This is a genomic window from Lysinibacillus sp., assembly GCF_032093475.1.
Taxonomy (GTDB): Bacteria; Bacillota; Bacilli; order Bacillales_A; family Planococcaceae; genus Lysinibacillus; species Lysinibacillus irui.
In genome coordinates this window covers 28402-33988 of record NZ_DAMDAY010000034.1, presented here as the reverse complement: position 1 = coordinate 33988, position 5587 = coordinate 28402, and the positions used below count along the sequence as shown (strand labels likewise).

Annotated in this window: 2 protein-coding genes; both read right to left on the bottom strand. The window is 38.6% G+C overall.

The window, feature by feature from the left end; genetic code table 11:
• Positions 1 to 272 precede the first annotated feature (272 nt).
• Complete coding sequence (locus RT445_RS09655; RefSeq protein WP_313470475.1) at positions 273 to 2765, bottom strand: S-layer homology domain-containing protein; 2493 nt, start codon at positions 2763 to 2765, stop codon at positions 273 to 275.
• A 68-nt stretch (positions 2766 to 2833) separates the two neighbouring features.
• The gene (locus RT445_RS09650) at positions 2834 to 4723 is read right to left on the bottom strand and encodes a copper amine oxidase N-terminal domain-containing protein (protein ID WP_313470474.1); all 1890 of its coding nucleotides are present in this window, start codon (positions 4721 to 4723) and stop codon (positions 2834 to 2836) included.
• Positions 4724 to 5587 lie beyond the last annotated feature (864 nt).

The window sequence follows — 5587 nt, the reverse complement described above, 5'->3', positions numbered from 1 at the left end:
GTCTCATCTGTGACGCTAATCCCCTAGGAGTGACGCTGGCTCCACTCCAATCAACCTTTCTGCAAAAAGTGGCTTTTACTTATCTTCCATACTAGCCATAGTAATCAAAATAGCCCACTATGCACAAAGTGGTAGCGAGGAAGCGGCTCGGCGCACGCCCACAGGGAAGCAAGTAGCTCTAAAACGGAAATCAACCCTCGCTTTAGCGCAAACATTCCTTTTTAAACAACATGAAAAAATCCTCTGTAGCTACTACAGAGGATTCTTCATGTTTATTTTAATGACAAGCATCTATTTAAGAAGCTTGCGAATTGAGCACGCGTAATTTGTGCATCTGGTCTAAACGTATTATCAGGGAAACCTCCAGTTAAATCATTCGCCACAAGCGCTTGGATATTGCTGTACGCCCAGTGTGTTGGTTTAATATCTGTGAAGTTTACCTTGCTTGTTCCCGTTAATTTGTACGCTCTTGTTAAAATCGCTGCCATTTCTGCACGTGAAAGCTGTCCGTTTGGATTGAACTTCCCTGCTTCTTGCCCTTTAATAATGCCAGCCTGCTCGACTGCTGCAATGGCACTGTAGGCATAATGGCTTTTACTTACATCTTTAAAGCTTGAATCCTTCGTCGTTGAGAGATTTAAAGCTCTAGCAATGATTGTAGCTGCCTCTGCACGTGTAATAGATGCTTCTGGCTTAAATGTTCCATTTGAGTACCCTTTAATAAGGGATTTATCGTATAGGCTTTGGATTTCTGAAAATGCCCAATGCCCTTTTGTTACATCTGTATAAACTAATTCCTCGTGATTGTCTTTATAGACCGCCTGTAATTGATCGAAGTATAGCTTACCTTTCTTTTGAAGAGAAGCTGTTGGTTGCGCGACATATAAACGTTCAAATTTTAATGGCTGTGCTAGATCACTTGGAATATCCGCCGTCACGTATTTCCAGCCGCTCCAGTCTAAACCGCCCTGGCTTGTGAAATCAATCGTATGCTTAGCTCCAGCGCCATCAATCACAACACCTCTTAGCCAATGCTTACCTGCATCACCAAATACCCAGACCCCAATGTTTTTAGGCTGCCCTGAAATAGCAATTGGTGCTTTAGCAACCATATAGGCAGCTTTTGTGCCTGTGCCGGCTGTTGTGAAATCATAGTTTAACTGTAAGCTAGCCGCTCCTTGTCTCGCATACTCTTTAGAGCTTGCTAAGGAAGCATTGGCTTTCGCCACTTCTGTTGTCCAAGATGACGTATTATCGAAGCTATCTAGTACAATAGGTTTTTCTGCTAAGTCTACTACTTTCACAGGTGTGGACGTACGAATCCCTTCATACTCTCCAATAATTTTCCCTTCACCTTTTTGTGTAGCGGTAAAGGTAGAACCGTCCATCTTGCCGATATTTCCTTCAACTGTCCAGTTCATATTCGCTGGGTTAATTGTCATTGGATTCAAGTATTGATCATAGGCACTAGCAGCCTGCATCTCTACAGAAGAACCTTTCATTACTTGACCAACATTATTTAATGTAATTGATTTTGCCTTGCCTGGTGGCGCGGTATTAACAACCTGTAAAATGGCAGATACACGACGCTCACTACCCTCTGATGGTCTATTCACTAGATTGGCGAAATAACCTCCTGGATTACGCACCACCATCGCAGTAGAGCCGCCTCCATCTAAGTTGATAGCTGAAGATGCACCCATTGAAATTAAATGAGATGCTAAATCTGATAAATTAACACCATTACTATGACCGCTAATGCGACCATCAATCGTCACAAGAGATACCTTTGTACCTGTTGCATCCACTGCTACTGCTGTACGTGGGCTTCGTGTTGAAGCAAAGCCAGAATTCGTTGGCATTGAAATATCAACCTTGCCGTTACGCACAAGCATTGGACCAGCAGCTAAAATGAATTGTGCATCCATCCATTTTGGATCAATCGATAAACTAACATCCACACTAGTACCTGCTGTGATCTTGCTTAATTCAGTAGCTAATTCTTTATTTTGAACTGAAATAACAAAGCCATCTGCAGGTATAGATGAATTACCCTCAACCCCATAAGTTGTTACATGTGACACTGTGCCTGAGAATTGATCGCCAAAATGCAAGACGCTTGTATCTTGGCTAGCACCTGATACCACAAGTTCTACACCCCATGTATTCGAACCGGTTGATCTTTTTTCAGGTGTATATAAAACGTTTTTATTTGTTCCTCGTTCACTATTAATGAGATCAATAGGATAGCTTTTGCCATTCACCTGGAAAGAAAGATTTGTAGAATAATAGTCTGCAATAGCCTTCCCTGATTTAGATAAACCAAAAGCAACTGGCTTTTGTGTTGGACTATCATACGTATCTCCTAAAATACCATAGTTCACAATTTCATTATTTTCCGCTAACAAGTTCGCAGGCATACCATTTCCTAAAAAGTAAGAAGCATTGACTGCACCAACAACGCGATGTCCATCATATGTATTTTGCTTCGCCATCGCTGATGTTGTTTTTAATGAATTAATAGGATTAGGCATACCAATTTCTAGTTTCGTATATGTATTATTTAAATTGACATCTAAAACATTTACAAACTGACGTAAAGAACTTGAAGTATAACTTTGCTGTATATGTGTTACTTGTGGTGAAACCTCTTTTTTCACTTCACTGACTTTATTGCCTAAACCAGCAGCTTGTCCATTGATAGGACTAACTGCCAGCAAAAGCATGAAAAGGACGACAACTGTTGTTACTAATTTTCTTGCCATTTTTTCACTCCGAATAGTTTCAAAGTATGGCACGATCTCATGTCACATGACCCGTGCCAGTGACTTTTTTATTTTGTTTCTACATAGATAGCAACTGGAAGATTAACCCCACCAGCATGCATCAGTTCTAATTCAATCGTATCTTTTGAACCCTTTATCTTGATATCTGGTAATTCAACATACTCTGTCCCTACTCTTAATGAAGGCACTAAATACACCGTGCCATTTACTTTAATAGCACCACTGTATAAGCCGCCTCGACCAGCTAGTTTCAGCTTAATCGTTTTTGTAGAGCCTGTTGGATTGACTACAGGGATGGAAACCTTGTAGTTCATACCGAAATGACCTGGATTTCCTACCGACCCATTAATTTGGGATAGTGAATTTTCAGCCGTTTGTAAATTGTCAGTACGACCGTTAGAAATGTTATAGCCTACCTCAGGAGAATCTACTGTATAGGCTGGTAATTCTGCTAGAATCGTAGCGCTTGGCCACGCACCTCTTGGATGTTTAGCATACTCATCAATGGCTACCTGCTCAGATTGGATAGTCGTTAAATCACTATTATCCTTTGTAAGCACTGTACGAATCGTATACTCTGGTTTGCCACCATTGACTGCTTGAATATCTAAATCATGTAAGAAGCCAATGATATAATCATAGTGTAAATCATATGTTTCAATGACCTTTGTTTCCCCTGGCGCAATAACAATACCACTGCTCTCCGATTTTTGAAGCTTGTTATTTAACACAGCATCCGCAATCGTCAAGCCTAGGTCATGACCTACCCAGCTATTACCTGTTTTTTGGCTAATGCCTCTCGAGTCAGTCACTTTAATGCTCTCTGTCGTAGACTTGTTTTGAACCGTAATACCGAGATTGACATCCGTACCTAACGTGTTGTAATGCCAGCCAAAGACACGATGCTTATTCGTTGCGGCTGTTGGTTTCACATCATATTGTGCAAGCGTTGCATTATTCAGTGGCACGAGCTTACGTGTTAGCGTTTCTGGATTATCACTAATAAATAAGTCACGATCCCCTTCTAAACGAGCAGAAGGAACAACATCTGGTGATGACGTAGAGCCATATGATTTTTCAAGGAAAGGACTTGTGAACATATATCGATAAACGTAAATATACATTTCTTTTTTATCCGTGATATAGCGTAAATTTCCGCCTAATGCATCGACAAGAAACTTAGCAGGAACATACATTTTGCCTTTTTGTACAAATGGCTTTTCGATCATTGTCACAGCTTCATTGTTAATCAAAGCTTGATTGCTATTATCATTGAAAATAAAGCTCATCCCACCAACTAACAATTCAAAGGAACCATCCGGTTGCCATGTGCCCGATGAATCATCTAAATAATCATAAATATAGCTAGCAGGTAAGTATGTTCTTCCATCCTTCGTAACAATTGGATCTTTCATCACAATACGCTTGTTATTGATATGTAAGATATATGGGTCTTCCTGCGGTGGTGCTGTTGTTTCATCGGATAATGTAATATCTACTGATTGGGTAGCCTCATCCCAATTAACAATACCATCAAAGTTTTCACTGACGAAACGTAATGGCATGTAAGTGCGGTCCTTATACATAAATGGCGCAACATCCATCGCAACCTCTTGTCCATCTACTAAAGCCTTCATCGAATCAATCGTTAAATCGACTGTTTTACCATTACGAATAGCCGATGCCGTCAATGTTTCCTTATCCCAATCCACGCTTGCACCAACCGCCTCATATAATGCACGCATGGGCAATAATAAGAAATCCGACTTATTTAAGATAGGATCATACACATGAATCGTTTCTCCATTAATGGTAATAGAAACATTGTTTTTTATTTGAATTCCATTATTACTAGTAGCTGCAGAAGCTTGTCCAGGCAAAATCGTAGCCAAAGCAACTGCCGATACAATACAGGTAGTTCTTAGTTTCTTAAACATACTAATCTCCTTTTTTTCACATTCAATAGTCTTTATCATCTTAACATGAAAAACCCCTAAAATGTGGGATTTTTATCGAAAAGAGTAGAATACGGTACTAGAGTGCTAACCTCCCTCCTTCAAAAGCTTCATATAAGACAAAAGGTATTCCAAAATACTATGAACATTTACTATTAAACTCTTTAATACTCGATAAAAAATTTTAAAACTGGCTTTCTATCAAACTCAAATCGATCTATGTATAAATAGTATTTGAGAAGTAATTTGAATAATCGAATGCATTAATACACACGTTAAAGCTATTTTCTTAATTAGACTTTTTAAATTTAAAAAAGTTACATTACTTTTGCATAATCAGAGAAGTTTAAAGAATATGAAACTTGTTTCATAGCATCGTTAGTTTGGACATTCTACTCCCACCTCTTCAAAATAATTTGTAGGCATCGTGGGGTGAACGAAGACGCCTTTCTTTGTAGTTCCCAAACTAACTTTACCTGTTCAATTATCTACAAGATTTACAGGTAAATCATGTTTATCTTCCATATGAATCTCTCCTTTAAATATAAAAAGCCTTTACTCCTGTAAAGGAATAAAAGGCTCATTAATTTCTGTATCAATAGTATATTAACTGTTTGAATTGTGTTTTATTTCGATTATGACTATCACAAATAATCTACAGCTTATACAAATATGTAGTCTTTAGTTTTCTAACGTCACAATCTACTGTTTCCACTCAACAAATTTCACCATATCCAAATTAATAAGAAAGTAAAAATAAAGGATTATTATTTAAAAACAAGAAATAGGCACTAGAGGTTTATCCACTGTACTCCAAAGCTACATGTGAAGTAAAGAGAATTTCCT

Excerpts from the sequence above, each read along its gene's own strand:
- RT445_RS09650 (WP_313470474.1), bottom strand. The coding sequence starts at position 4,723 with ATGTTTAAGAAACTAAGAACTACCTGTATTGTATCGGCAGTTGCTTTG.
- RT445_RS09655 (WP_313470475.1), bottom strand. The coding sequence starts at position 2,765 with ATGGCAAGAAAATTAGTAACAACAGTTGTCGTCCTTTTCATGCTTTTG.